The following is a 26,014-nucleotide window of genomic DNA, read 5'->3' as shown; positions in this document are numbered from 1 at the left end:
TCAGGCACCCAAGAGCTGCTTGAGCAGCGCGTTCACGCGCGCCGGGTCGGCCTTGCCTTGGCTGGCTTTCATCACTTGCCCAACCAAGGCGTTGAAGGCTTTTTCTTTGCCGGCGCGGTATTCGGCCACGTTTTTGGCATTGGCCGCCAGCACCTGCTCGGCGATGGCTTGCAGCGCGCCGCTGTCGCTCAGGCTCTGCAAGCCCTTGGCGGCGATCAGCGCATCGACTTGCGCCAGCGCATCCGGCAGGGATTCGACCGCTGCGCCGACGGGCTGGCTCCACAGTGCCTCGAACACCTGTTTGGCGGCGTTGTGGCTTAAGCTGCCGTCGGCAATGCGCACCAGCAGCGCCGCCAGTTGCAGCGGCCCCAGCGCGGCCGCCTCCATGCCCTGCTGCGCCTCGTTGAGGCGGCGCGAAAGCTCGCCCATGATCCAGTTGCTGGCCAGCTTGGGCTGCCCGCTGGCGGCGGCGGCGCGCTCGAAATACGCCGCCATGGCCGGGCTTTGGGTGAGCGTGGCGGCGTCGTAGGCGGGCAGGCCGTACTGGGCCACGAAGCGCTCGGCCATGGGGCGCGGCAGCTCGGGCAGTTCGGCGCGCAGTTGCTCGATCCACTGCGGCGCGATGCACAGCGGCGGCAGGTCCGGGTCGGGGAAATAGCGGTAGTCGGCCGCGTCTTCCTTGCTGCGCATGGCCCGGGTCTGGCCGCTGTCGGGGTCGAACAGCACCGTGGCTTGTTGGATGGCGTGGCCGTCTTCGAGCTGCTCGATCTGCCAGCGCAGCTCGTAGTCGATCGCCTGCTGCATGAACTTGAAGCTGTTGAGGTTTTTGATCTCGCGCCGGGTGCCCAGCGGCTGCCCCGGTTTGCGCACGCTGACGTTGGCGTCGCAGCGAAACGAGCCCTCTTGCATATTGCCGTCGCAAATGCCGATCCAGGTCACGATCTGGTGCAGCGCCTTGGCATAGGCCACCGCCTCGGCGCTGCTGCGCAGGTCGGGCTCGGTGACGATTTCGAGCAGCGGCGTGCCGGCGCGGTTCAGGTCGATGCCGCTCATGCCGTGAAAATCTTCGTGCAGGCTCTTGCCCGCGTCTTCTTCCAGGTGCGCGCGCACCAGCCGCACCGTGCGCGCCTGCCCGGCCAGCTCAAAGCCCACGCTGCCACCTTGCACCACCGGAATTTCGTACTGGCTGATCTGATAGCCCTTGGGCAAATCGGGGTAGAAGTAATTTTTGCGCGCAAACACGCTGCGCTCGGCAATGTGCGCCCCCACCGCCAGCCCAAAGCGGATGGCGCAGGCCACCGCCTCGCGGTTCATCACCGGCAGCGTGCCCGGCAGCGCCAGATCGACGGCGCAAGCCTGGGTATTGGGCTCGGCCCCAAACGCCACCGGAGCGCGGCTGAAAATTTTGCTGCGCGTGGCGAGCTGGGCGTGGGTCTCGAAGCCGATCACGACTTCGTAGCCTTGAATCAAAGGGGCGCTCATGGGCGGGTTCCGGGGCAGGGCGGGGTCAAGGGCGGCGGCGTGCGGGTGTGCCAGTCGCTCACCAACTGCAACTGGTGCGCCACCTGCAGCAGCCGGGCTTCGCTCAGGTAGTTGCCGATCAGCTGCAGACCGACGGGCATGCGGCCTGCGCCAAAACCCGCGGGCAGGCTTAGGCCCGGCAGACCGGCCAGCGAGGCCGGCAGGGTGTAGATGTCGGCCAGGTAGGCAGAAAGCGGGTCGGCGGTTTTGGCGCCGATGGCCCAGGCCACGCTGGGGGCCACCGGGCCGGCGATGAGGTCGCAGTGGCTGAAGGCGGACTGAAAATCTTGCGCGATCAGGCGCCGGATCTGCTGCGCCTTGAGGTAGTAGGCGTCGTAGTAGCCGTGGCTGAGCACGTAGGTGCCCAGCAGGATGCGGCGCTGCACCTCGGGCCCAAAGGCCTCGCTGCGCGAGCGCTGGTACAGGTCGAGCAAATCGCCGTGCTCGGCGGCGCGATGGCCGTAGCGCACGCCGTCGTAGCGGCTCAGGTTGGAGCTGGCCTCGGCCGGGGCGATGATGTAGTAGGCCGGAATGGCCAGTTCGGTGCGCGGCAAATCGATGTCGAGCAAGGTAGCACCCAGGCGCTCGTATTCGCTCAGGGCGGCGCGCACGGCGGCCAGCACGTCGGCGTCGCAACCGGGGCCAAAGAACTCGCGCGGCAGGCCGATGCGCAACCCTTGCAGCGGCCGGGCGGCGCTGGCACCGGGCCAGGGCTGGCCGAGCAGCCGGGTGTAGTCTTCGGGCGGGTGCTCCAGGCTGGTGGAGTCGCGGTCTAGGTCGGGCCCGGCCATGGCCGTGAGCAGCAGCGCGCAGTCGAGGGCGCTGCGCGCCATCGGGCCGGCTTGGTCGAGGCTGGAGGCGTAGGCCACCAGCCCGTAGCGCGAGCAGCGCCCGTAGCTGGGCTTGATGCCGGTGATGCCGCAAAAGCTGGCGGGCTGGCGGATCGAGCCGCCGGTGTCGGTGCCGGTGGCCGCCGGGGCCAGCCGCGCCGCCACCGCCACCGCCGAGCCGCCGGAGGAGCCGCCGGGCACGCGCGCCACATCCCAGGGGTTGTGCGCGGGGCCGTAGGCGGATTGGTCGTTGCCCGAACCCATGGCGAATTCGTCGCAGTTGAGCTTGCCCAGCGTCACCGCGCCTTCTGCGGCCAGCCGCGCCACCACGGTGGCATCGAAGGGGCTGCGGTAGCCTTGCAGCATTTTGGAGCCGGCGCTGGTGGGAAAGTCGCGCGTCACCAGCACGTCTTTGTGCGCCAGCGGCACCCCCAGCAAGGGGCCGCGCTCGCCAGCGGCCAGGCGCGCATCGGCGGCGGCGGCCTGCGCCAGCGTGGCTTCTTCGTTCAGCGCCAAGTAGGCCCCCAGGCCGCTGTGGGCGTGCGCGCGGGCCAGCAGGTGCTGCGCCACTTCGGTGGCCGAGGTCTGGCGCGCGCTCAGGGCGGCGCCGAGTTCGGCCACGCCCATCTGGTGCAGGTCGGGGGTGGGGGTAGGGTTGAAGGTGGCAGCGCTCATTCGATCACCCGCGGCACGAGGTAGAGGCCGTCTTGCACGGCCGGGGCGCTGCGCTGGTTGGCCTCGCGCTGGTTGGGCTCGCTGGCCACATCGGGGCGCAGGCGCAGCGCCACCAGCTGCAGCACGGCCGCCGGGTGCGCCAAGGGCTCGACGCCGGTGGTGTCAACCGCCTGCATCTGCTCGACCAAGGTAAAAAAACCGTTCAGGCGCTGTTGTGCGTCCAGCGCTTGCTCGGGCGTGAGGCGCAGGCGCGCAAGGCGTGCCAAGCGTTCGATTTCTTGCAATGACAATGACATGGGGCAATGAGTAAGGAGGTGTAAGCGCCTCCCGGAGCGGCGTTGATCGGGTATTATCTCCAGTTTGCGCCCGCGCAGGAAACCAGCCGGCCACCGTGTCCGGTGGTACAGGGCAATCCTCATCATGTTTGAATCCATTCGTCAGCATTTCTCCACCGATCTGGCCATCGACCTCGGCACCGCCAACACCCTCATCTACGTGCGCGGCAAGGGCATCGTGCTCGACGAGCCCTCGGTGGTCTCGATCCGCCACGAGGGCGGTCCGCAAGGCAAAAAGACCATCCAGGCCGTGGGCAAGGAAGCCAAGGCGATGCTGGGCAAGGTGCCCGGCAACATCGAAGCCATCCGCCCCATGAAAGACGGCGTCATCGCCGATTTCACCGTCACCGAGCAGATGCTCAAGCAGTTCATCAAGATGGTGCATCCGCGCTCGATGTTCCGGCCCAGCCCGCGCATCATCATCTGCGTGCCTTGCGGCTCCACCCAAGTCGAGCGGCGCGCCATTCGTGAATCGGCCTTGGGGGCCGGCGCCTCGCAGGTCTACTTGATCGAGGAGCCGATGGCGGCGGCGATCGGGGCCGGTCTGCCGGTGTCGGACGCGCGCGGCTCGATGGTGGTCGATATCGGCGGCGGCACCACCGAGGTCGGCGTCATCAGCCTGGGCGGCATGGTCTACAAGGGCAGCGTGCGCGTGGGCGGCGACAAGTTCGACGAGGCCATCATCGGCTACATCCGACGCAACTACGGCATGTTGATCGGCGAGCCGACCGCCGAAATGATCAAAAAAACCATCGGCTCGGCCTTTCCCGGCTCCGAAGTCAAAGAGATGGAAGTCAAGGGCCGCAACCTGGCCGAAGGGGTGCCGCGCAGCTTCACCATCTCCAGCAACGAGGTGCTCGAAGCCCTGACCGACCCGATCAACCAGATCGTGCAGGCGGTCAAGACGGCGCTGGAGCACACCCCGCCCGAACTCGGGGCCGACATCTCTGACCGCGGCATGATGCTCACCGGCGGTGGCGCCTTGCTGCGCGACCTGGACCGCTTGCTGGCCGAAGAAACCGGGCTGCCGGTGCTGGTGGCCGAGCAGCCGCTGCTGTGCGTGGTGCTGGGCTGTGGCATGGCGCTGGACCAGATGGACCGCTTGGGCGGCAGCATTTTCGCCACCGAGTAACTCTAGGCTGCATCCGGCCATGCCGCTGGGTACCCTCGACCAAGCACCGCCCCCGTTTTTCAAGCAGGGCCCGTCGGCCTTGTCCAAGCTGCTGGTGCTGGGTGCGCTGGCGCTGCTGCTGATGGTGCTCGATGCCCGGCTGCAGTGGGCCACACCGGTGCGCCAGACGCTGGCGGTGACCCTCAGTCCGCTGCAATGGCTGGCCTTGCAGCCGCTGCATGCGGCGCGCTGGTCGGGCCAATACCTGGGCAGCTTGCAGGCCGCGCAAGCCGAGGCGGCACTGGCGCGCGCCGAACTGGTGCGCCAAGCCGAGCGCGCCGCCATTGTCGAGCACCTGGCCCATGAGAACCGTGAATTGCGCGCTTTGCTGGGCATGCGCGACCGGCTGCCGACGGTTGCGCGGGGGGCTCAGATCTTGCATGAGCTGGCCGATCCGTACACCCAAGGCGTGGTGATCGACCTCGGGCAGCAAGACGGCGTGCGTCCCGGATCGGCGGTGGTGGACGGCTTTGGGGTGCTGGGGCAAGTGACCCGCGTGCGTTGGGCCACTTCGGAGGTGCGGCTGTTGGGTGATCCGCAGCAAGCCATGGCCGTCGTCAATACCCGCACCGGGCAGCGCAGCCTAGCCTTTGGTGTGCCCGTGGCACGCCACGCAGACGCGCGCATCGAGTTGCGCTTCGAGCCCGCCGACACCCAAGCCATGGTGGGCGATGTGCTCACCACCAGCGGCATCGACGGGGTCTATCCAGCCGGTTTGCCGGTGGCCGAAATCGACTCGGTGACGGCCTCGGGTGCCGACGGTTTTGCCCGGGTGCAAGCCCGCCCGCTGGCCCGCGTCCAGCACGTCTTGCATGTGCTGGTGATCGATCCGGTGGGGCTGCCCCCTGCGTCCCCGCCGGCTGCAGCGACTGCCCCGAGCGCTGCACAGACCAGCCCCGAGAGGCCTGCGCCATGATCATGCGTGCTGGGCAAGCCCTGCTGTTGCCTGCCAATCCCGTATTCATCTGGGGCACCCTGATGGGTGTGCTGCTGTTCGAAATGGCGCTGCAGATGGCCTGGCTGGGGCAAGCCGCTTGGGCGCCCGACTTGCTGGCGCTGACACTGGTGTTTTGGACGGTGCATCAGCCGCGCCGGATCGGGGTGGGGGTGGCGTTCGGGCTGGGTTTGCTGATCGATGTGCACCAAGGGGCGCTGCTGGGTCAGCACGCCTTGGCCTACAGCGTGATGTGCTTTTTGGCGGTCCTGATTCACCGTCGCTTGCTGTGGTTCGATTGGTTGCGTCAAACCGCGCATGTGCTGTTGCTGTTTGTGCTGGCGCACGCGCTGCAGTGGCTGGTGCGGGCCTTGGCAGGCGACGGCGGGCCCGATCTCTGGATGGCTTTGGCACCCCTGTGGCAGGCCGCTTTGTGGCCGCTGGCTACCGTGTTGTTGTTGGCGCCCCAGCGGCGCGCACACGACCCCGATGACGACCGGCCTCTCTGAGCGCCAACAAACCATGCCAGCCTGCCATGCACGACGTTGAACTTCAGCTGCTGCGCTTTCGGCACCGGGTGCAGGTGGCGCTGGTGGTGGTGCTGCTGGCCTTGGGCTTGCTGGGCTTGCGCATGTATGTGCTGCAAATCCAGCGCCACGCCGATTTGCAGGGACGGGCCGAGAGCAACCGCACCGCCGTGCTGCCCCTGCCGCCTTTGCGCGGGAATATCGTGGATCGCCACGGCGTGGTGCTGGCCGACAACCAGGCCGTTTTCACGCTTGAAATCACTCCGGCGCTGGCCGGTGACCTGGAGCAGACGCTGGCTGCCGTGGCCGAATTGATCCCGATCACGCCGCGCGAGCTGCGCCGCTTCCAGCGCTTGCGCGCCGAGTCGCACCGCTTCGATTCGCTGCCACTGCGCACGCGCCTGACCGCCGAAGAGATGCCGCTCATTGCCGCGCAGTTGTTCCGGCTGCCCGGCGTCTCGATCCAAGCGCGGCACTTGCGCCACTACCCCTTGGGTGCGACGGCGGTGCATGTGGTGGGGCATGTGGGGCGCATCAACCAGCGCGACCAAGAGCGCATGGCCGAGTGGCCGCCCGAGCGGCGCGCCAATTACCGTGGCACCGACCACTTGGGCAAGCTGGGGGTGGAGCAAAGCCACGAGCAAAGCCTGCACGGAACGACGGGTTTCAAACGGGTCGAAATCAACTCCCACGGCCAGGCGGTGCGCACCCTCGAAACGGTGGCGGCACAACCCGGGCACACCCTGCGGTTGACCATCGACGCGCGCCTGCAACACCTGGTCGAGCAGCTGTTTGGCCAGCGCCGGGGCGCCTTGGTGGCGATCGACCCGCGCAACGGCGAAATCCTGGCCTTTGTCAGCCTGCCGACCTTCGACCCCAACCTGTTCGTCGATGGCATCGGCACCGAGGACTGGCGCGCGCTCAACGAATCGATCGAGCGGCCCATGCACAACCGCGCCTTGCGCGGGACTTACCCACCGGGCTCGACTTTCAAACCGTTCATGGCGCTGGCTGGTCTGGAACTGGGCTTGCGCCGGCCCGACTCGGTGGTCTACGACCCCGGCTTTTGGGTGCTGGGCAATCAGCGCTTTCGCAGCGTGGGTGAGCGCCACCTCGGGCAAGTGGACCTGCGGCGCGCCATGGCGGTTTCGAGCAATGTGTATTTTTATACCTTGGCGCACGAGATGGGCATCGAGGCCATGCACGATTTCATGCGCCCACTGGGTTTTGGGCAACCCAGCGGCATCGACCTGGTGGGTGAATCGCGCGGCTTGTTGCCCAATCAGGCCTGGAAGCGCAGCGCGTACCGCAACCCGGCCCAGCAACGCTGGTTTGTGGGTGACACGGTGGCGGTTGGCATTGGCCAAGGTTACAAAAGCGCGACCATGTTGCAACTGGCATCGGCCACCGCCACGCTGGCCAGCGGCGGCGTGCGCCAGCGCCCGCATTTGGGGCTGCGCGTCTACGACCCCAGGGCACCGCGTGGGCGCGCCTTGTTTGAGCCGGAGGGTCATGCATTGAATCTGAATCCTGCGCACCTGCAGGCGGTGCTCGATTCCATGGAGGCGGTCAACGTGGAAGGCGGCACGGCTGCGCGCGTCTTTGCAGGCGCGCCCTACCGCAGTGGCGGCAAGACCGGCACCGCGCAGGCGGTGCGCATTGCCCAGGGTCAGCGCTACGACGCCGCACAACTGGAGGAATACCAGCGCAGCCACTCGCTCTACATCGGCTTTGCGCCACTGGAAGCGCCCACGGTGGCGCTGGCGGTGATCGTAGAAAACGCCGGCTTTGGCTCGGTGGCGGCGGCACCGATCGCGCGCCGGGTCTTTGATTACCTGTTATTGGGTCTGTACCCGAGCGAGCAAGACATCGCCGCCACGCAACAAGGCCAATCGGGCCCACCCATTGGCGTGCAGCGCCAGGCGCGCGAGGTGGTGTGGCAAGGGCGGCCCTGAGGCGGCACAGCCTCCCTAGCCGGGTGGGTGCGCGGCATAGGGATCGGCAAACCCGAGCTGGGTGAGTATTTCGCGCTCGCGTGCCTCCATCGCCTCGGCGTCGGCTGCGCTGGTTTCGTGTTCCCAGCCCTGGGCGTGCAGCGCGCCGTGCACGATCAGGTGCGCATAGTGGGCCTGCAGGCTTTTGCCTTGGGCAGTGGCTTCTTGCTCCAGCACCGGCGCGCACAACACCAGATCCGCCATCACCACCGGCGCCTGCGCGTAGTCGAAGGTGAGCACGTTGGTGGCGCAGTCGCGCTGGCGGTAGTCGCGGTTCAGCGCCCGGCCTTCTTCGCTGCCGACGATGCGCACCGTGATCTCGCCCGGTGCCGTCAGCGCATGGCGCAGCCAGCGTTGCACCAGGTGCCGGGGCAGGGCGGCCCGGTGGGCGGCCAGGGCCGCTTTGGCTGGTGCGCCCTCTGGGGGGGCGAATTGCAGCGAGAGCGTGAGGGGGGGCAGTTTCATGGGGTGGGCGCTGAGGCAGGGGGCGCAGCAGGGCCAGTTGGCGGCGGGCGGCGGCGGCGCGCTCGGGCGGGCGCGGGAGCTGGGTCGGCGTCGGGGCTTGCACCGGCGACGGCGTGGCTGGCGGTGCTGTGGGCGCTGTAAGGGCTTGCGCCAACCCGGCCGCCGCCGCTGTCGTAGGCATCGACGATGCGCGCGACCAGCGGGTGCCGCACCACGTCGGTGCTGCTGAAGCGGTTGAAGGCGATGCCCTGCACGCGCTTCAACACCCGCTCGGCGTCGATCAGGCCGCTGAGCTGGGTGCGCGGCAGGTCGATTTGGCTCACATCGCCCGTGATCACGGCCTTGCTGCCAAAGCCGAGCCGGGTCAGGAACATCTTCATCTGCTCCGGGGTGGTGTTTTGCGCTTCGTCCAGGATGACGAAGGCGTGATTCAGTGTGCGCCCGCGCATGAAGGCCAGCGGCGCGACCTCGATCTGCTGGCGTTCGAAGGCCTTTTGCACTTTCTCGAAGCCCATCAGGTCGTAGAGCGCATCGAACAGCGGGCGCAGGTAGGGATCGACCTTTTGCGCCAGGTCGCCGGGCAAAAAGCCCAGCCGCTCACCGGCTTCCACGGCCGGGCGCGTGAGCACGATGCGCTGCACCGCGCTGCGCTCCAGCGCATCGACGGCGCAGGCCACGGCCAGAAAGGTCTTGCCGGTGCCCGCCGGCCCGATGCCAAAGGTGATGTCGTGCGTGGCCATGTGCGCCAGGTAGCGCTGCTGATTCGGGCTGCGGCCCTGCACCGTGCCGCGCCGGGTTTGCAGCAGCAGCGCCTCGGGGCCGGCGCTGGGCAGGGCGGTGTCGCCGCTGAGCATGAGCTGCAGCTGCTCGGCCGGGATGGGGGTGCGCGCCATTTCGTGCAGCGCTTGCAGCACCTGCATGGCCTGCTCGGCGCGCGCCTTGGGGCCTTCGATGCGAAACTGCTCGAAGCGGTGCGCCACTTTGACTTGCAAGGCGGCCTCGATGCTGCGCAAATGGCAGTCCAGCGGCCCGCACAAGTGCGCCATGCGCAGGTTGTCGGGCGGGGTGAAGGTGTGGCGCAGAATCAAAACGATAATCTGTGACAAAGGAATCCCCCAATGATAGGCAAATTAAGCGGCACCCTGTTGGAAAAATCGCCGCCGCAGATCGTGATCGACTGCCACGGCGTGGGCTACGAGCTCGAGGTGCCGATGAGCACCTTCTACGGCCTGCCCGCCTTGGGCGCGCCGGTGGCGCTGCTGGCGCACCAGGTGGTGCGCGAAGACGCGCACCTGCTGTACGGCTTTGCCACGGCGCCAGAGCGCTTGGCTTTTCGCCAGTTGATCAAGATCGCGGGCATCGGGCCGCGGCTCGCGCTGTCGATTTTGTCGGGCTTGAGCGTGGCCGAGCTGGCGCAGGCGGTCACGGCGCAAGACGGTGCGCGCCTGATCAAGGTGCCCGGCGTAGGCAAAAAAACCGCCGACCGGCTGCTGCTCGAACTCAAGGGCAAGCTCGGGGCCGATCTGGGGCCGCTGTCCGCTGGGCGCACGCTGCCCGCCAGCGCGGCGCAGGCCGACATCGAACAAGCGCTGCTGGCGCTGGGCTACAACGAGCGCGAGGCCGCCGCTGCGCTCAAAGCGCTGCCGCCCGAGCTGGGGGTGAGTGAGGGCATCAAGCTGGCGCTGAAAGCGCTGGCGCGCTAAGGGGCCACGCATGAGCATAGAAACCGACGACTTCGCCCCCGCCCCCCGGCGCGCCGTGTCGGCGCAGCCCGAGAGCCCGCGCGAGGAGGCGCTGGAGCGCGCCCTGCGCCCCAAGGGGCTGGCCGAGTACGTGGGGCAGGCGAAAGCGCGCGAGCAGTTGGAGATTTTCATTGGTGCGGCCAAGAAGCGGCGCGAGGCGCTCGACCACGTGCTGCTGTTTGGCCCGCCGGGCTTAGGCAAAACCACGCTCAGCCACATCATCGCCTATGAGCTGGGCGTGAACCTGCGCCAAACCAGCGGCCCGGTGCTGGAAAAGCCCAAAGACCTGGCGGCGCTGCTGACCAACCTGGAGCCCAACGATGTGCTGTTCATCGACGAAATTCACCGCCTCTCGCCGGTGGTGGAAGAAATTTTGTACCCGGCGCTGGAGGACTACCAGATCGACATCATGATCGGCGAAGGGCCGTCGGCGCGCTCGATCAAGCTCGATTTGCAGCCCTTCACGCTGGTGGGGGCAACCACGCGCGCGGGCATGCTCACGAATCCGCTGCGCGATCGCTTTGGCATCGTGGCGCGGCTGGAGTTCTACAGCCCCGAGGAGCTGGAGCTGATCGTGCGCCGCAGCGCCTCCTTGCTCCAGGTGCCGCTCGACGCTGCGGGCGGTTTCGAGATCGCGCGCCGCTCGCGCGGCACGCCGCGCATTGCCAACCGGCTGCTGCGCCGGGTGCGCGACTACGCCGAGGTCAAGGGCAATGGCCGCATCACCGAAGACACGGCGCAGCGCGCGCTGGCCATGCTCGACGTCGATGCGCTCGGCTTTGACTTGATGGACCGCAAGCTGCTGGAGGCGCTGATCCACAAATTCGACGGCGGGCCGGTGGGGCTGGACAACATCGCCGCCAGCATCGGCGAGGAGCCCGGCACCATCGAGGACGTGATCGAGCCCTATTTGATCCAGCAAGGCTACCTGCAGCGCACCCCGCGCGGGCGCATCGCCACCCAAGCCGCGTACCGGCACTTGGGGCTGGCAGCGCCGAGCGCCGCCCACGACCTGTTTGCGGCCGAATGAGCTGGGTTTTGGAGGCGGCCGTCGGCGCTGTTTAGCTCAGCGGCTCATCGACCGGAGCGGCGTCGAGGTGCAGGGTGTCGGACCAGCCCACCAGCCGCAGCCCCTGCGGGCTCCAGAGCAGGCGGTTGATGGCGGCGTTGCCCAACTGCCAGGTGCGTGGCGCTTGCAGCTCCACCCCAGTGGCCAGCCGGTACAGGGTATCGAGCACGCCGCCGTGGGTGACGATCACGATCTGCTGCCCCAGGTGCGCCGCCGCCACTTCTTCCAGCGCCTGCAGCACGCGCTGGCGCAGCGCCAGCAGCGACTCGCCGCCCGGCGGGGCGAAGTCGGGCACGCGGCGGCGCCAAAGCTCGGTGAGCTCGGGCTGTGTGGTTTCCAGTTCGCTCCAGCGGCTGCCTTGGCAGACGCCAAAGTGGCGCTCACGCAAGCCCAGGTGCAGTTGCGTGCTCAGGCCCTGGGCGCGGGCGATGGCAGCGGCGGTGTCGGCGGCGCGCAACAAATCGCTGCTGTAAATGGCCCCCAGCGGCTCACCACGCAGCGCCTCGGCGGTGCGTTCGGCCTGCCAGCGGCCGGTCATGTTGAGCTCGATGTCGAGCTGGCCTTGGATGCGGTTGTCGCGGTTCCAGGCGGTTTCGCCGTGCCGGATCGCCAAAATGCGGGTGCAGTGCACGCTTGTGTCCCCTAAAAAAAGCCGACAGCAGATCGGCAAGCCCTAGAATGGTAACGGGGATGGCGCGGTGCTGTCGCCACGAGGAGTTTTTATGCCCACTGCTGCCCAAAAAGAGATCGACGAACGCACCAACCTGACCGGTTCCAACAAGTTCGAGATGCTGTTGTTCAGGCTTGGCGACGCCAAGGGCAGCGAGCGCTCCGAGCTGTTTGGCATCAATGTGTTCAAAATCCGCGAGATCGTGGCCATGCCCGCGGTCACAGCCATGGCCGGTGCGCCGCAGCACGTGCTCGGGGTGGTGAACCTGCGCGGCCAGGTGATCCCGGTGATCGACCTGCCGGCCGTGGTGGGCTGCGTGCCCAAGACCGGCCTCAACATCATGCTGGTGACCGAGTACGCACGCACCACGCAGGCCTTTGCGGCCGAGTCGGTGGAAGACATCGTGCGGCTGGACTGGAAGCAGATTTTGTCGGCCGACGAAGCCATGGCGCGCGGCTACGTGACCAGCATCGCGCGCCTCGATGGCGACAAAAACAGCACCCGGCTGGCGCAGATTTTGGATGTGGAATCGATTTTGCAGCGCATTTTGCCGACTGAGGAAGTGAATTTGAAGGCCAACTCCAGCGGCCCTGAGCTTAAATTGCGTCCCGGCGCGATCATCCTGGCCGCCGACGACTCGTTCGTGGCGCGCACCATGATCGAGCAGGAGTTGAAGGCGCTCAAGCTGCCCTACGAGATGACCAAGACCGGCCAAGAAGCTTGGGACCGCTTGCAGGCCATCGCTGCCGAATGCAAGGCCCAAGGGCTGGAGTTGAACGAGCGCGTGGCACTGGTCTTGACCGATCTCGAAATGCCCGAGATGGACGGCTTCACGCTCACGCGCAACATCAAAAAAGACCCAGCCATGCGCGGCGTGCCGGTGGTGATCCACTCCTCGCTCACCGGCGACACCAACGAGCAACACGTGCGCAGCGCCGGGGCCGACGCCTACGTGGCCAAGTTTGCCGCACGCGAGCTCGATGTGGCGCTGCGTCAGGCGCTGGCAGGCTACGAGGCGGTGCTGGCCTGAGTCTGCGCTTGCGTTGGATCGGGTGGCGCGGCACACGCGCTGCCCGTGGCGGGGCGCGGCTGGCGCAGCGCATGCACCCGAACCGAGACCGGCACCCCCTGTGCGGGACTGGCCGCGTTTGCGGGCGCCTTCTCGCCATCGAACACCGTGTCGCCATCGTCCGTGGGCTGGCCCGTGGTTTGCAGCGTCTCGAAGGGGAACAATTCGCGGTCCATCAGGTGGCTGGGCACCACGCTTTGCAGCGCCTTGAGCATGTTGTCGAGCCGCCCGGGGTGCTTTTTTTCCCACTCGCGCAGCATCTGGCCCACTTGCTGGCGCTGCAGATTGTCTTGGCTGCCGCACAGGGTGCAGGGGATGAGCGGGAACTGGCGCACTTCGGCCCAGCGGATCAGGTCCGGCTCGGCCACGTAGGCCAGCGGCCGAATCACCATGAACTCGCCGTTGTCGCTCACCAGTTTGGCCGGCATGCCTTTGAGCTTGGCGCCAAAAAACATATTGAGCAACAGCGTTTGCAAAATGTCGTCGCGGTGGTGCCCGAGCGCGATCTTGTTGCAGCCCAGTTCACGCGCCACGCGGTACAAAATGCCCCGGCGCAGGCGGCTGCACAGGCTGCACAGGGTTTTGCCCTCCGGGATCACCTTTTTGACCACTCGGTAGGTGTCCTGCGTTTCAATGTGAAACGGCACCCCGAGCTGCGCCAGGTAAGTGGGCAGCACCTCGGCCGGAAAGCCGGGCTGCTTTTGGTCTAGGTTGACGGCGATGAGCTCGAAGTCGATTGGGGCGCGCTGGCGCAGTTTGAGCAAAATGTCGAGCAGCGCGTAGCTGTCTTTGCCGCCGCTGAGGCAGACCATGACGCGGTCGCCGGCCTCGATCATGCGGTAGTCGGCGATCGCCTGGCCGGTCAGGCGGCACAGGCGTTTTTCGAGTTTGTGGTTTTCGCGTTCGAGGTCCATGGGTGGAGTTATTTCCCGGAGGCTCGGTGGCGGTCAGGGCGCACCCGAAACACCCTCGTTTTGCCAAATGCCGCCGACCCGCTCTGTGCACTGGGCGCAAAGGGACGGCGCACCGGATTCATGGCAGGGATTATAGATAAGTTCGGCAAGTTATCAAATTAACATAATTTACCAAATTCATCTTGATGAGAGCGTCACAAGGCCCTCACCACTGCCCGCTCTCGATCCGAATGGCGACTTCGCAATCGTCAAAGATTTCGAGCTTGGCGATGCGCACCCGCACCCCGATCACGCCCGGCAGCCGCAGCAGGCGCTGCGCCAGTTTGCCGATCAGGCTCTCGAGCAGATTCATGTGCTCGGCGGTGCACTCGTCGATGATGATCTGGCGCACCTTGCGGTAGTCGAGCACGTGGCTGATGTCGTCGTCGTGCGGCTGCAGCGGCTGCGTGCCCTGGTTGAGTTCGGCATCGACGCGGATCGGCTGCGGGCCGCTGCGCTCGTGATCGAGAATCCCCAAGTTGGCGTCGAAGCGCAGGCCGGTGAGGGTGAGGATCTGGGTGCCGGCGTGGGTGGGGCAAAGGGGGCGGTGTGGCTGGCTCATGCTGATGCGGCCCCTGGGTGCTCGGCTTTGGCATGAAAAACCTCGACGCCCACGCCGTCGCAATCGGGGTAAACGTCGGGCTTGCAGGTTGACAGGCGCACCGCCTGCACGCCCGGGTGCGCCAGCAGGCGCTGGGCCAAGTCGTCGCACAGGGTTTCTTGCAGGCCGATCGGGCCTTGGGCCAGGCGCTCTGCCACCACGGCGCGCACGTAGTCGTAGTCCACCACTTCGTCGATCTGATCGCGCGCCGGGGTGGTTTGGGCGTAGGGCACGTACAGATCGACGTCGATCCAGAGCCGCTGCGGGGCCACTTGCTCGAAGTCGTGGATGCCGATCTGGGCCTGCACCTCGAGGCGGCGCAAAAACAGCTTGCGGCAGTGGTGCAGGCTGGGCGGGGGCGCGTCGGGGCGTGCAGCGGGGGCGGTGCGGGTATTCATGGGTGTGCAGCAAGCCATTGATCGACGGCGAACATCACGTCCTGGTTCAGGGGCACGAGGTGTTGGCCGTTGTCCACGCACAGCGTGGTGCCGCAGATGGAAGGGGTTTCGGCCATGAAGAGGCAGGTTTTGGCCACGTCTTGCGGGGCTATGGGTTGGCGGCGCAGGTTGATGCGGCTGGCCAAGTGAAAATTTTCCGGGCTCTGCGGCCCGCTTAGGTACAACAGGCCGGGTGCGACGCCGCACACGCGCACCGTGGGCGCCAGTGCTTGGGCTTGCAGGGCGACGGCGCGCTCCAGCGCCTGTTTGGACAGGGTGTAGGAGAAATAGTCGGGGTTGAGGTTGTAGACTTTTTGATCCAGGATGTGGATCAGGCAGGGGCTGGGGGCAGACCCGGTCTGTGGTTGGGCTTGGGCGCGGGCCTGCAGCGGCTGTGGCGCGGTGACGGCTTGCTGCTGCGCCAGCAGTTGACCCAGCAGCAACGGCGCCAGCAGGTTGACCTGCAGTTGCCGCAAGGCCTGATCGGGTTTGAAGTCCAGCCCGGTGTCGGGCTCGAACAGGGCCGCGTTGTTGACCAGCGCCTGCAGCGCCCCGCCGTGGGCGGCGATGTGATCCATCATGGCGCGCAAGGCGCTTTCGTCGCCCAGTTCGGCCGCAATCAGCTCGATGCGCAAGCCCTCGGCCTGCAAGCGTGCTTGCAAAGCCTGTGCTTGCGCAGCCGAGCGGTGGTAATGGCACCAGACCTGCCAGCCCGCGCGCGCAAAGCACTGCACCAGTTCGGCGCCCAGGCGTTGCGCGCCGCCGGTGATGAGCACGCGCCGGCTCATGGCTGGCCCCCGGCGACGGCGCCGCTTGGGTCGGCGAAAAAAGCGGGAAAATCGGCCAAGGCCGATGTGGGCGGTTGGGGTGGGCGGCCGCCAGCACATCCGCCAGAACCCCTTCCCAGGCGGCCAAACAGCGCTTTTCTGCATCTCATGACTAACGATTCCTTTACAGAGCCCTCGGCGGTACAACTGGCCGGCATTATCCGCCAGCAAGTTCAGGCGGCTGGTGGTTGGCTGCCCTTTGACCGTTTCATGGCGCTGGCGCTGTACCAGCCCGGGCTGGGTTACTACGCGCACGCGGGGCGCAAGTTTGGGGCCATGCCGGCCAGCGGCAGCGATTTCGTCACCGCGCCGGAGCTTACACCGGCCTTTGGCCGCACGCTGGCGCGCCAGGTGGCGCAGGCGCTGCAGGCCAGCGGCACCGATGAGGTGTGGGAGTTTGGCGGCGGCAGCGGGGCGCTGGCGCAGCAGGTGCTGCAGCAATTGCAGGCCGACGGGGTGGCGCTGGCGCGCTACACCTTGGTCGAGCTATCCGCCGAGCTGCGCGGGCGCCAGCAGCAGCGGCTGGCGGCCTTTGCCCCGCACGTGGCCTGGGCCGATGCCTTGCCGCCGCAGATGCAGGGGGTGATCTTGGGCAACGAGGTGCTCGATGCGATGCCGGTGCAGTTGCTGTGCCGCCGCAGCGGGGTCTGGCATGAGCGCGGGGTGGGGTTGGCTGGGGGGCCGCCTTCGGCACATGGTGCGCAGACCTTTGATTGGGCGGATCGCCCCACGGACTTGCGCCCGCCGCTGCAAATCCCTGGCGAGCACGACTACCTGTGCGAAATCCACCCGCAGGCCGAGGCTTTCATCGCCACCTTGGCCGAGCGCTGGCAGCGCGGGGTGGCGTTTTTCATCGACTACGGCTTCCCCGAGGCCGAGTACTACCACCCGCAGCGCAGCGGCGGCACCCTGATGTGCCACCGCGCCCACCGCGCCGACGCCGACCCGCTGGCCGAGGTGGGGCTGAAAGACATCACGGCGCATGTGAACTTCACAGGCATTGCGCTGGCGGCGCAGCAGGGCGGTTTGGAGGTGCTGGGCTACACCAGCCAGGGGCGCTTTTTAATCAATGCCGGGCTGTTCGAGGGTGCGGCAGACTGGGGCTTGGCCGAACGCGCCGCCGCCGCCCGGCTGGTGAACGAACACGAGATGGGCGAGCTGTTCAAGGTGTTGGCGCTGGCCCCGGCGGCGTTGCAGCAGGGTTGGCTGCCCTCGGGGCTGCGGGTGGGGGATCGGACGCACACGCTCTGAGGCGCTGCGGGTGGCTTGGTGGGCGGCTTAGGGGGTTGCCACCAGCAAGGCCGCCTCGATGGCGGCCTCGCGCACCGCTTCGATAGCGCGCCCGATCTGCGGGCCGCTGGTGCGCGGGTTCAGCCCGGGCTGCGCCTGCAGCGCCGTTGCCACCGTGGCGGTGTCGGCCGCCAGCGCCGCCTGCAAGGCCAGCCGCAGCCGCTGCGCCTGCGGGTAGGCGTTGGACTCGTGGCCGAGCCGGCCGCGCGCGTCGGCCTCGCAGGCCAGCAGCACTTGCTCGAAGCGCTCGGGGCGGCGCAGCGCATCGCAGCGCTGCAACAGGCGCAGCGTGGCCGCCGCGCCCAGCCCCAAGCTGGCGTGGATATGGCCGTGCTCGCGCGCCACCACGTCGGCCAGTTCGCGGCAGTCGCGCGGCACGCGCCAGCGCTGCCCGATGGCCTGCGCCAACTTGGCGCTGCGCTGCTCGTGCCCGTGGTGGCGCGGCAGCAGCTCGGCCGGGGTGCTGCCCTTGCCGAGGTCGTGGCAGAGGCAGGCGTAGCGCACTTCCAGCCCCGCCCCGAGTCGCGCCGCCATGTCGAGCACCAGTTCCAGGTGCACCCCGGTATCGACTTCCGGGTGGTGTTCGGGGCGCTGTGGCACGCCCCAGAGCGCATCGACTTCGGGCAGCAGCACGCGCAGCGCACCGCACTGGCGCAGCACGGTCAGCAGGCGCGAGGGGCGCGGCTCCAGCAGGCCGCGCGACAGCTCCTGCCAGACCCGCTCCGGCACCAAGTGGTCGGCTTCGCCGTGCGCCACCATCTGCTGCATCAGGGCCAAGGTTGCGGGCGCGATCTGAAAATCGCTCCAGCGGGCGGCAAAACGCGCCATGCGCAAGATGCGCACCGGGTCTTCGGCAAAAGCCAGCGTGACGTGGCGCAGCACCTTGGCTTGCAAATCGGCGCGGCCGCCGTAGGGGTCGATCAACGCCGGGCTGTGCGGGTCGAAGCGCCCCTCGGCGTCGAGCGCAGCGGCGGGCAGCGCCATGGCGTTGATGCTCAGGTCGCGCCGTCCCAGGTCTTGCTCGATAGACACCGTCGGGTCGGCGTAAAAATCGAAGCCGTGGTAGCCGCGCGCGGTCTTGCGCTCGGTGCGCGCCAGCGCGTATTCCTCGTGCGTATGCGGGTGCAGGAACACCGGGAAGTCGCGCCCCACGGGCAAGTAGCCCTGCGCCCGCATCTGCTCGGGCGTGGCCCCCACCACCACCCAGTCGCGGTCGGCGTGCACGCTGCCGTCGGGGCGGCGGTGCGCCAGGTGGTAGTGGCCCAAGAGGCCGTCGCGCACGGCCCCGCCGACGAGGTAGATTTGCATCGGGTGGGTGCTAGGAGCGCAATCGGGCCGCATCAGCGTGCACGGGCTGGCCGATAGCCGCTCAGGCGTATTTTTCCAGGATGCGGGTGGAGCGTTCGAGGTCGTTTTCGGCGTCCGAGCCGCCGACGGCCTCCATCATGGAGCAGGCCATCATGCGGTAAAAGGCTTTGTCGAGTGCCTTGCGGGCAGCGGCCATTTGCTGCGCGATGTCTTCGCAGGGGCGGCCTTCGTCGATCATATGCACCAAGGCGCGCACCTGGCCTTCGATGCGGCGCAAGCGGTTGCTTATGACGCGCTGGTGCTGGGCGCGGTGCGCCGAGATCGGTTCGGTGGGGGCTGGGATCAAGTCCGCTGGCGGCGCTGTGGGCAGGGTGGCGGGCGCTGGCAGGGCGGCTTTGCTGGCCGACTTGGTGGTGCTTTTGCTCATGGTGGGCTGGGGTAGGGCGGTAGGGTATAGGGTGGAGCGTAGGTTTTATTTGCGCTTGGCCGCATTTTGCCGCAGCGCCAGCAGCGGGTCGGCGCGGCCGGCTTGTTCCAGGTAGCGCGCCGCCAGCGGCTCCAGCGCTTGGGGTGTGATGCCCAGCGCTTGCAGGCCCGGCAGTTTGCCGCTGGCCACGTTGTCCACTTGCAGCGAGCGCAGGTTGTCGCGGCTCAGCAGCGGCTCGCCGGGCAGGCACTGCAACAGCGCCGCCTGCAAGTGGCCCAGCGCCATGGGCAAGGGCAGCACCGGGCGCACATGGCCGCTTAGCCTGCCGGCCAGCCGCACCAAGTCGGCCAAGGTAAAGACTTCGGGGCCAGCGCACTCGACAATCTGGCCGCTGGTGGCCGGGTGTTGCAGGCAGTAAAGCAGCGCCTGCGCCACATCGCCGACCCAGACCGGTTGCAGCCGCGCCTGTGCACCCGCCAGCGGCATGATCGGGAACAGCTTTTGCAGCGTGGCAAAGAGATTGAGGAAGCGGTCTTCGGCGCCAAAGATCACGCTCGGGCGCAAGATGGTGAGGTCCAGCCCGGCGCTTTGCAGCAGCGCCTCGCCCGCGGCTTTGGTGGCTTGGTAGTCGGACGGGCCGTTGGCGCTGGCCCCAAGCGCGCTCACGTGCACCAGGCGGCGCACGCCGCTGGCTTGCATGGCTTGCGCCAGCTTGCGCGGCAGCTCCACGTGCACCTGCTCGAAGCGCTGGCGGCTGCCGTGCAGCACCGCGATCAGGTTGACCACGGCGTCGTGGCCGGGCAGCAGCCGCGCCAGCGCTTGCGCATCGTGCACATCGGCTTCGAGGGGTTGCACCAGCGGCAGCGTCTGCACCGCCTGGGCGTTGCGCAGGCGTCGGGTCGGCACGGTGGCGCGAATGCCGGCCCGGTTGAGCCGCTCGCACAGGTGGCGGCCAACGAAGCCGGTGCCGCCTAGGATCAGGACGTTGTTCATGGGGTCGATCAGAGTGGGGTTGCAGGGGCCGGTGCGCGCATCAGGGCCGGGCCGCTGTGGTGGTTGCGCTGGGGGCGCTGGCCGCATTGCCGGCATTGGCTGCACGCGGGCCAATGGGCGGCAGATGGTCGCTCAAGCGCTGCGGCTGCCCGCTGATGAGGGCGGCGTAGTTGGTGGAATTGGCCAGCACGCGCTGCACATAATCGCGCGTTTCGGCAAAGGGGATGTTCTCGATCCAGATCGCGGCCTCCAGCACCGGGCCGTTGCGCCACAGGCGCGGCCGCCCGGCACCGGCGTTGTAGGCGGCTGCGGCCAGCACGCGCACGCCGTCGAAGTTCTCCAGCGCCAGCTTGAGGTAGGCGGTGCCAATCACGATGTTGGTATCGCGGTCGTTGATCTGCTCGGGCTGAAAGTCGCGCAGCCCGATCTGGCGCGCGGTCCAGCGCGCCGTGGCAGGCATGACCTGCATCAGGCCAGAGGCGCCCACGTGCGAGCGCGCATCCATAACGAAGCGGCTTTCTTGGTGGATCAGGCCAAACACATAGGCCGGGTCGAGCCCAATCTCGCGGCTGCGCTGCACCACTTGCTCGCGAAAGGGCATGGGGAAGCGCTGGCGCTGATCGACTTCCTGCCGGGTGCGCAGGCTGGTGCTGATGCAGCGGTCCCAGACTTGGCGGCTGCAGGCGAAATCGGCCGCGGCCAGCAGCTCACGGTCGCTCAGGCCGCCGGGCGGGTGCGTGATGGTCTGGTAGTTCCACTCGCGCACGCCCTCTGTGCGCAAGCCGATGGCGATGGCGTGCAGGGCGCGCTGCAAGCCGGGGTTGCTGCGCGCGGCGGCGACTTCGGCCAGCGTCAGGGGGGCGGGGGCGGGCGGCGTGGTGATGGATTGACCCAGAGCCTCCAGGGCGAGTTGCTCGTAAAAGCTGCCCACGCCGGCGATGCGCTGATACAGGTCTTGGGCTTGCTGGCGCATCTGTACCGCCTGCGCCGCCGGGGCGCTGCGGGCGCGCTCGATCAGCGCGCGCGCCAGCCAGTAGCTCCAGGCGGGCTGCTCGCGCTGCGCCGGGCTCATGGCCATGATGGCCTCGCGCACCATGCCCCAGTTGCCGCCGCGCAGGGCGGCGCGGGTTTTCCAGATCAGGTGCTCGTCGTGCAGGTGCTCGACTTGGGCGCGGCCAAAGTGCTCCAGCGCGTCGGCATCGAGGCGCTGCGTGAGGCGCCGGCCAATCACGCCGCGCACCCAGCTTTGCTCCTCGGGGCCGAGCTGGGTGCGCCAGCGCACGCTGCCCAGTTGCTCGGCCGCTGCCGCCGGGTCGTTCATGGCCAGCCGGATCAGGGCCAGCGTGGCCAGTTCGCGCGTGTGCGCCGCAGAGGCGGGTGCCGCCAGAAAGCGCGCCGGGTTTTCCAAAATACCCGCCACATCGGCGGCGCGGTCGGGGGCGACCAAGCGCACCGCCTGGGTGGCGATGGCGCGCTGGTTGCCTTCCGCGGCCAGCCGGGCGCGCTGCCACGCCACCTCGGGCGCGAGCGCGCGGCTGGCCAGCAACTGCTGGGCGGCCAATGCGCAGCCTTCGTCGGCGCGGGTTTGGCCCAGCCACAGCGGGGCCAGTTGGGCGGCGCGCTCGGCCGCTGTGCGCGGCCCGGGCGCGGCCAGAATGAGGCAGCGCAGCTCGCGCTCGCTGTTCGGGCGCCACAGCGGCAGCTCTTCGTTGAAAGTGCCCCAGTTGCGGTTGCGGCCGAGTTCGATCAGCCAATCGGTGCGCAGCCGGTTTTCATAAAAAGTGCCACTCCAGCGCCGCAAGAAGGTGCGGATTTCCTCGTGGCTGGCGCTTTGCAACCGCGCCGACAGCTCCCAGTAGCCGGCCAGCGGCTCCAGCGGGTGTCCGGCCACTTGCGGCAGCAGGGCCGCTAGGCGCTGGGTGTCGTTGCGCTCGAAGGCGCGGCCCATGTCGAGCAGCACCCGGTCGGCGGCGTTGAGTGCAGGGGCCGCAGCGGTCGCAGAAGTGGCAGCGGGTGGCGGCGGTGTTGCAGGAAACGCAGTGGCCCCCGCCGCCAGAGGCAGTAAGATGAACGCTGCCCAAGGCAGCAGCCGCCGCGCCGCAGCGCTCCGATCCACGCACAATTTTTGCATTCGCCGATTATGGACAACAAAAGCCCTCTTGACCAGCCGGCGCGCAAAACCCAGTGGCGCCAGCACCTGATCGAACAGCGTCTGCGCTTGGGCGACCGGCTGGCGCGCAACGAGGCGCTACAGCGCGTCATGCGTGTGTGGCTGGTCGATCGGCCCGACACCGCCATAGGCGCCTACTGGCCGATCAAAGGCGAGTTCGACCCGCTGCCGGCGCTGTTTCGCTGGCAGGAAGCCGGGCGCGAGGCCGACGCGCTGGGGGCCAGCCGCGAGCGCAAAATAGGGCTGCCGGTGATCGACAAGGCCAGCAAAACCCTGAGCTTTCACCGCTGGTACCCGGGCTGTCCGATGGAAGAAGACGCCTACGACATCCCCAAGCCCAAGGGCACCGAGCGCATCGCGCCCACGCTGCTGTTCGTGCCCTGCGTGGGCTACGGGCCGGGCGGCTACCGGCTGGGCTACGGCGGCGGCTTTTACGACCGCACGCTGGCGCAGTTGCAGCCGCGCCCCTACACCGTGGGGCTGGCCTACACGCTGGGCTTCTTGCCCGAACTCGAGCCCGAGCCGCACGACTGGCCGCTGGACGCCATCTTGAACGACAACGGCGCGGTCTGGCCGCTGGACTGAAACCCGCGGCGTGCCCCGGCCGCGCTCACATGCTGCGCCGGTACTGCCCGCCCACCTCGAACAGCGCCTGCGTGATCTGCCCCAACGAGGCCACGCGCACCGCCTGCATCAGCAGTTCGAACACGTTGTGGTTGTCGATCACCGCCTGCTGCAGGCGCTGGAGCAGGGCCGGGGCCTGCTCGGCGTGGCGGGCGTGGAACGCCTCTAGGCGTTGCAGTTGCGATTGTTTTTCGGCCTCGGACGAGCGCGCCAGCTCGATCTGCGTCGGCAGCGCGTCGCCGTGCGGGTTGCGAAAGGTGTTGACGCCGATGATCGGGTAGGCGCCGCTGTGCTTGAGGTGCTCGTAGTGCATCGATTCGTCTTGGATGCGCCCGCGCTGGTAGCCGGTTTCCATCGCGCCCAGCACGCCGCCGCGCTCGCTGATGCGCTCGAACTCGGCCAGCACCGCCTCTTCCACCAGCTCAGTGAGCTCGTCGATGATGAAAGCGCCCTGGTTCGGGTTCTCGTTTTTCGCCAGGCCCCATTCGCGGTTGATGACGAGTTGGATCGCCATGGCGCGGCGCACCGATTCTTCGGTCGGCGTGGTGATGGCCTCGTCGTAGGCGTTGGTGTGCAGGCTGTTGCAGTTGTCGTAAATGGCGATCAGCGCTTGCAGCGTGGTGCGGATGTCGTTGAAGGCGATCTCTTGCGCGTGCAGCGAGCGGCCGCTGGTCTGCACGTGGTACTTGAGCTTTTGGCTGCGCTCGTTGGCGCCGTATTTGTCGCGCATGGCCACGGCCCAGATGCGCCGCGCCACCCGGCCCAGCACGGTGTATTCCGGGTCCATGCCGTTGCTGAAAAAGAAGCTCAGGTTGGGCGCAAAGTCGTCGATGTGCATGCCGCGCGCCAAATAGGCCTCGACGAAGGTAAAGCCGTTGGAGAGCGTGAAGGCGAGCTGGCTGATCGGGTTCGCCCCGGCCTCGGCGATGTGGTAGCCGCTGATGCTGACCGAGTAAAAATTGCGCACATCGTGGTGCACGAACCACTCGGCGATGTCGCCCATCACTTTCAGGCTGAACTCGGTGCTGAAGATGCAGGTGTTCTGGCCCTGGTCCTCTTTGAGGATGTCGGCCTGCACCGTGCCGCGCACATTGGCCAGCACCCAGGCGCGGATTTTGGCGGCTTCGGTGTCGGTCGGTTCGCGCCCGTTGTCGGCCTTGAACTTATCGAGCTGCTGGTCGATGGCGGTGTTCATGAACATCGCCAGTATGGTCGGGGCCGGGCCGTTGATGGTCATCGACACGCTGGTGCTCGGGTTGCACAGATCAAACCCGTCGTAGAGCGCCTTGAGGTCGTCGAGTGTGGCGATGCTCACGCCGCTGTTGCCCACCTTGCCGTAAATGTCGGGCCTTGGGTCGGGGTTGGCGCCGTAGAGCGTGACCGAATCGAAGGCGGTGCTCAGGCGCTTGGCCTCCATGCCCTGCGACAGCAGCTTGAAGCGGCGGTTGGTGCGAAAGGCGTCGCCCTCGCCGGCGAACATGCGGGTGGGGTCTTCGTTTTCGCGCTTGAAGGCAAACACGCCGGCGCTGTAGGGGAAGCTGCCGGGCACGTTGTCGAGCAGCAGCCACTGGAGGATTTCGCCCTCGCACTCGTAACGCGGCAGCACCACTTTGCGGATTTTGCTGCCCGAGAGCGTGGTGTGAACCAGCGCGGTGCGGATTTCGCGGTCGCGGATTTTCACCACGTATTCGTCGCCGGCGTAGGCCTGCTGCATCGCCGGCCACTGCGCCAGCAGCTTGCGCGCCGCCGGGTCCAGCCGCTGCTCGCGCTGTTCGGCCAGTTTCAGCGCAGCATTGGCGGCATTGGGGCGGTGCGTGCTATCGGCACCCAGCATGGCCGCAGCGGCGCGCAGTTGCTGGATTTCGCGCGCCAGCCGCGCCTGCGCCCGCGCCTGCTGCTTGTAGCCACGCACGGTTTCGGCGATCTCAGCCAGGTAGCGGGTGCGCGCTGGCGGCAGCACCGGCGACTGGTTGGAGCTGTGGCGCACGCTCACGGGCGGCAGGCGGCCGCCCTCCGCGCCCAGCGGCAGCAGCAGGCCGAGTGCGACCAGGCGCGGTTTGAGCGCTTGGTAGAGGGCGCTCACGCCGTCGTCGTTGAAGCGGCTGGCGGTGGTGCCAAAAACCGGCATCTGCTCCGGGCTCTGGCTCCAGGCCTGGCGGTTGCGCTGCACCTGTTTGCTCACATCGCGCAGCGCATCGAGCGCGCCCTTGCGGTCGAATTTGTTGATGGCCACAAACTCGGCAAAGTCCAGCATGTCGATTTTTTCGAGCTGGCTGGGGGCGCCGAACTCGGGCGTCATCACGTACAGCGGCAGATCGACCAGCGGCACGATGGCGGCGTCGCCCTGGCCGATGCCCGAGGTCTCGACGATGATCAGATCGAAGCCCGCCACCTTGCACGCCGCCAGCACATCGGGCAGGGCGGCGCTGATTTCGCTGCCAAAGTCGCGCGTGGCCAGGCTGCGCATGAAGACGCGCTGGCCAGAATCTTCCGTTCGGGCGGAGCTGGTCGAAGCCTCGCCCACGCGCCCGGTGGGCTCTTCGACAGGCTCAGGGCGAACGGGGGTTGTGGTGTGCCACGGCCCTATGGCATTCATGCGGATGCGGTCGCCCAGCAGCGCGCCGCCGCTTTTGCGCCGCGAGGGGTCGATGCTGATCAGCGCCACCCGCAGCGCGTCGCCCTGGTCCAGCCGCAGGCGCCGGATCAGCTCGTCGGTGAGCGAGGATTTGCCCGCCCCGCCGGTGCCGGTGATGCCCAGCACCGGCACCTGGCGGCCTGCTGCGGCGTGGTGCAACTGCTGCACCAGTTCCGCTGGGGCCGAGCGGTTCTCCAGCGCCGTGATGAGCTGCGCCAGCGCCCGCCAGGCGGCGTCGCCGTGGCCCTCGAGCGCTGCCAGCGTCTGCGGCGCCTCGGCGCTCAGGTCGCGGTCGCAGCGCATCAGCATCTCGCCGATCATGCCCGCCAGGCCCATGCGCTGCCCGTCTTCGGGGCTGTAGATGCGCGCCACGCCATAGTCCATCAGGGTGCGGATTTCGCTCGGCACGATCACGCCGCCGCCGCCGCCAAACACCTGCACCTGGGAGCCGCCGCGCTGGCGCAGCAGATCGACCATGTACTGAAAATACTCCACATGCCCGCCCTGGTAGGAGCTGATGGCGATGCCCTGCACATCCTCTTGCAAGGCGGCCGTGACCACCTCATCGACCGAGCGGTTGTGCCCAAGGTGGATCACCTCGGCCCCCATGCTTTGCAGCAGCCGGCGCATGATGTGGATGGCGGCGTCGTGGCCGTCGAACAGGCTGGCGGCGGTGACGAAACGCACCTTGTGGCGCGGTCGGTATTCGGCCAGGGCCTTGAAGTCGGCGTGCAGGTCGGTCATGGT

The 26,014-nt window shown here is 67.8% G+C and carries 24 protein-coding genes; 9 read left to right on the top strand and 15 right to left on the bottom strand.

Annotation, left to right across the window (positions count from 1 at the left end):
- Genes gatB through gatC form a run of 3 tightly spaced genes read right to left on the bottom strand, consistent with a single transcriptional unit; the run spans position 1 to position 3,322 of the window.
- Positions 1-1,482 (bottom strand): Asp-tRNA(Asn)/Glu-tRNA(Gln) amidotransferase subunit GatB, encoded by a 1,482-nt coding sequence (gatB, locus tag SRAA_RS08840; protein WP_045532201.1) that lies wholly within the window; start codon positions 1,480-1,482, stop codon positions 1-3.
- Positions 1,479-3,026 carry an Asp-tRNA(Asn)/Glu-tRNA(Gln) amidotransferase subunit GatA gene (gene gatA / locus SRAA_RS08835; RefSeq protein WP_045532195.1) on the bottom strand — a complete coding sequence of 516 codons (1,548 nt, stop codon included), beginning with the start codon at positions 3,024-3,026 and terminating at the stop codon, positions 1,479-1,481. Before gatA ends, gatB begins: the two co-directional genes overlap by 4 nt.
- On the bottom strand, positions 3,023-3,322 hold the full coding sequence (gene gatC, locus SRAA_RS08830; RefSeq protein ID WP_045532193.1) for an Asp-tRNA(Asn)/Glu-tRNA(Gln) amidotransferase subunit GatC: 300 nt from the start codon (positions 3,320-3,322) through the stop codon (positions 3,023-3,025). The genes gatA and gatC overlap by 4 nt, the downstream gene beginning before the upstream one ends.
- Before the next feature lie 124 nt (positions 3,323-3,446).
- On the opposite strand from gatC, the gene SRAA_RS08825 reads away from it, so the two are divergent.
- From SRAA_RS08825 to mrdA, 4 genes are read left to right on the top strand one after another with little or no spacing between them, the layout of a single operon-like run.
- Positions 3,447-4,493 (top strand): rod shape-determining protein, encoded by a 1,047-nt coding sequence (locus tag SRAA_RS08825; protein ID WP_045532192.1) that lies wholly within the window; start codon positions 3,447-3,449, stop codon positions 4,491-4,493.
- Between the two features lie 19 nt (positions 4,494-4,512).
- The gene (gene mreC, locus SRAA_RS08820; RefSeq protein WP_045532190.1) at positions 4,513-5,448 is read left to right on the top strand and encodes a rod shape-determining protein MreC; all 936 of its coding nucleotides are present in this window, start codon (positions 4,513-4,515) and stop codon (positions 5,446-5,448) included.
- Positions 5,445-5,975: a rod shape-determining protein MreD gene (mreD, locus tag SRAA_RS08815; protein WP_045532188.1), complete on the top strand. Its 531-nt coding sequence runs from the start codon at positions 5,445-5,447 to the stop codon at positions 5,973-5,975. The genes mreC and mreD overlap by 4 nt, the downstream gene beginning before the upstream one ends.
- A 26-nt stretch (positions 5,976-6,001) precedes the next feature.
- Positions 6,002-7,948, top strand: coding sequence for a penicillin-binding protein 2 (mrdA, locus tag SRAA_RS08810; RefSeq protein WP_045532187.1), 1,947 nt, complete (start codon positions 6,002-6,004; stop codon positions 7,946-7,948).
- Positions 7,949-7,963: 15 nt separating this feature from the next.
- Here the strand turns inward: mrdA and ybeY are convergent, their stop codons facing one another.
- Together ybeY and SRAA_RS08800 are read right to left on the bottom strand one after the other, a co-directional pair.
- Positions 7,964-8,452 (bottom strand): rRNA maturation RNase YbeY, encoded by a 489-nt coding sequence (ybeY, locus tag SRAA_RS08805; RefSeq protein ID WP_045532185.1) that lies wholly within the window; start codon positions 8,450-8,452, stop codon positions 7,964-7,966.
- Entirely contained in the window at positions 8,449-9,540 is a 1,092-nt protein-coding gene (locus SRAA_RS08800; protein ID WP_082039997.1) for a PhoH family protein, read from the bottom strand. The genes ybeY and SRAA_RS08800 overlap by 4 nt, the downstream gene beginning before the upstream one ends.
- Before the next feature lie 30 nt (positions 9,541-9,570).
- Here SRAA_RS08800 and ruvA point away from each other — a divergent pair, with 30 nt between their 5' ends.
- Both ruvA and ruvB read left to right on the top strand, forming a co-directional pair.
- Positions 9,571-10,155 carry a Holliday junction branch migration protein RuvA gene (gene ruvA / locus SRAA_RS08795; protein WP_045532184.1) on the top strand — a complete coding sequence of 195 codons (585 nt, stop codon included), beginning with the start codon at positions 9,571-9,573 and terminating at the stop codon, positions 10,153-10,155.
- A 10-nt stretch (positions 10,156-10,165) separates the two neighbouring features.
- A complete protein-coding gene (ruvB, locus tag SRAA_RS08790) occupies positions 10,166-11,224 on the top strand; it encodes a Holliday junction branch migration DNA helicase RuvB (RefSeq protein WP_045532182.1) in 1,059 nt (352 codons plus the stop codon).
- Between the two features lie 31 nt (positions 11,225-11,255).
- On the opposite strand, the gene SRAA_RS08785 is transcribed toward ruvB, so the two are convergent.
- Positions 11,256-11,894 (bottom strand): histidine phosphatase family protein, encoded by a 639-nt coding sequence (locus tag SRAA_RS08785; protein ID WP_045532180.1) that lies wholly within the window; start codon positions 11,892-11,894, stop codon positions 11,256-11,258.
- A gap of 91 nt (positions 11,895-11,985) precedes the next feature.
- Here SRAA_RS08785 and SRAA_RS08780 point away from each other — a divergent pair, with 91 nt between their 5' ends.
- Positions 11,986-12,963, top strand: a complete 978-nt coding sequence (locus SRAA_RS08780; protein ID WP_045532179.1) for a chemotaxis protein — start codon at positions 11,986-11,988, stop codon at positions 12,961-12,963.
- Here the strand turns inward: SRAA_RS08780 and ttcA are convergent.
- From ttcA to SRAA_RS08760, 4 genes are all read right to left on the bottom strand, one after another.
- Positions 12,942-13,916, bottom strand: coding sequence for a tRNA 2-thiocytidine(32) synthetase TtcA (gene ttcA / locus SRAA_RS08775; RefSeq protein ID WP_082039996.1), 975 nt, complete (start codon positions 13,914-13,916; stop codon positions 12,942-12,944). The two genes, SRAA_RS08780 and ttcA, sit on opposite strands and share 22 nt — an antisense overlap.
- 205 nt (positions 13,917-14,121) lie before the next feature.
- Positions 14,122-14,517, bottom strand: a complete 396-nt coding sequence (locus tag SRAA_RS08770; RefSeq protein WP_045532178.1) for a dihydroneopterin aldolase — start codon at positions 14,515-14,517, stop codon at positions 14,122-14,124.
- A complete protein-coding gene (locus SRAA_RS08765; protein ID WP_045532176.1) occupies positions 14,514-14,954 on the bottom strand; it encodes a dihydroneopterin aldolase in 441 nt (146 codons plus the stop codon). The genes SRAA_RS08770 and SRAA_RS08765 overlap by 4 nt, the downstream gene beginning before the upstream one ends.
- Positions 14,951-15,781: an SDR family oxidoreductase gene (locus SRAA_RS08760; protein ID WP_029462868.1), complete on the bottom strand. Its 831-nt coding sequence runs from the start codon at positions 15,779-15,781 to the stop codon at positions 14,951-14,953. Before SRAA_RS08760 ends, SRAA_RS08765 begins: the two co-directional genes overlap by 4 nt.
- A 147-nt stretch (positions 15,782-15,928) precedes the next feature.
- On the opposite strand from SRAA_RS08760, the gene SRAA_RS08755 reads away from it, so the two are divergent.
- Positions 15,929-17,071, top strand: a complete 1,143-nt coding sequence (locus SRAA_RS08755) for a class I SAM-dependent methyltransferase (RefSeq protein WP_029462869.1) — start codon at positions 15,929-15,931, stop codon at positions 17,069-17,071.
- 27 nt (positions 17,072-17,098) lie between these two features.
- Here the strand turns inward: SRAA_RS08755 and SRAA_RS08750 are convergent, their stop codons facing one another.
- The 4 genes from SRAA_RS08750 to SRAA_RS08735 all read right to left on the bottom strand — a co-directional run bounded on the left by SRAA_RS08750 (position 17,099) and on the right by SRAA_RS08735 (position 21,969).
- Positions 17,099-18,418 carry a multifunctional CCA addition/repair protein gene (locus tag SRAA_RS08750; protein WP_029462870.1) on the bottom strand — a complete coding sequence of 440 codons (1,320 nt, stop codon included), beginning with the start codon at positions 18,416-18,418 and terminating at the stop codon, positions 17,099-17,101.
- Between the two features lie 61 nt (positions 18,419-18,479).
- Entirely contained in the window at positions 18,480-18,845 is a 366-nt protein-coding gene (locus SRAA_RS08745) for a metal-sensitive transcriptional regulator (protein ID WP_082039995.1), read from the bottom strand.
- A 45-nt stretch (positions 18,846-18,890) separates the two neighbouring features.
- Positions 18,891-19,838 carry a complex I NDUFA9 subunit family protein gene (locus SRAA_RS08740; RefSeq protein ID WP_029462872.1) on the bottom strand — a complete coding sequence of 316 codons (948 nt, stop codon included), beginning with the start codon at positions 19,836-19,838 and terminating at the stop codon, positions 18,891-18,893.
- 40 nt (positions 19,839-19,878) lie between these two features.
- A complete protein-coding gene (locus SRAA_RS08735; protein ID WP_082039994.1) occupies positions 19,879-21,969 on the bottom strand; it encodes a lytic transglycosylase domain-containing protein in 2,091 nt (696 codons plus the stop codon).
- Between the two features lie 9 nt (positions 21,970-21,978).
- Here SRAA_RS08735 and SRAA_RS08730 point away from each other — a divergent pair, with 9 nt between their 5' ends.
- A complete protein-coding gene (locus SRAA_RS08730) occupies positions 21,979-22,593 on the top strand; it encodes a 5-formyltetrahydrofolate cyclo-ligase (RefSeq protein ID WP_045532175.1) in 615 nt (204 codons plus the stop codon).
- A 25-nt stretch (positions 22,594-22,618) separates the two neighbouring features.
- Here SRAA_RS08730 and icmF read toward each other — a convergent pair whose 3' ends face one another.
- Positions 22,619-26,011 (bottom strand): fused isobutyryl-CoA mutase/GTPase IcmF, encoded by a 3,393-nt coding sequence (gene icmF, locus SRAA_RS08725; protein WP_045532173.1) that lies wholly within the window; start codon positions 26,009-26,011, stop codon positions 22,619-22,621.
- Positions 26,012-26,014: the final 3 nt, after the last annotated feature.

This window comes from Serpentinimonas raichei (genome assembly GCF_000828895.1).
Taxonomy (GTDB): domain Bacteria; phylum Pseudomonadota; class Gammaproteobacteria; order Burkholderiales; family Burkholderiaceae_C; genus Serpentinimonas; species Serpentinimonas raichei.
The sequence above is the reverse complement of the archived record's forward strand: the minus strand, read 5'-3'. Positions and strand labels throughout refer to the sequence as shown.